The sequence below is a fragment of the Photobacterium alginatilyticum genome, from assembly GCF_009910675.1.
GTDB lineage: Bacteria > Pseudomonadota > Gammaproteobacteria > Enterobacterales > Vibrionaceae > Photobacterium > Photobacterium alginatilyticum.
Window position 1 is genome coordinate 1 of sequence record NZ_RSEJ01000319.1, and the last position, 406, is coordinate 406.

Sequence of the window (406 nt, forward strand, 5' to 3'; positions counted from 1 at the left end):
ATATTTTATGCTTAAAACTACTATATWACTACTAATATTMGATATATTATAATAGATATRAAGRGAGCTTAATAAAAATGRCTTGATAAGGTAAYAACACWATAAAAATCAGTAGARWWTTTATATATATTTTGAGAAGTTGGATATTACAATGCTTGATTAAAATRGAAAWTACWACAAGGCTTTAAYKRGWAATTAAAAGGCTTTTTAAACTAATATAAAAGAGGCTTTTTTATAAAATGAAATGGCTGATTTTTTTGCTGAAAACACTAAGTAATTTCGGCTAAAAGAGGTAGAAAAAAGGGGTGAGGATTTGTGTTGAGAAGGGCTTGTATTTATAGTCCAAAATTGAACATTTAAAATGAATAAAAAGTGGTGAATTGGAGGTCTAAGGCTTAGGGGGGAT

The 406-nt window shown here is 27.0% G+C and carries 1 protein-coding gene; it reads right to left on the reverse strand.

Annotated elements, in window-relative coordinates:
• Nucleotides 1-207: 207 nt before the first annotated feature.
• The coding region (locus tag EIZ48_RS29305; RefSeq protein WP_205298665.1) for a hypothetical protein at nucleotides 208-406 on the reverse strand (199 nt) is incomplete at its 5' end.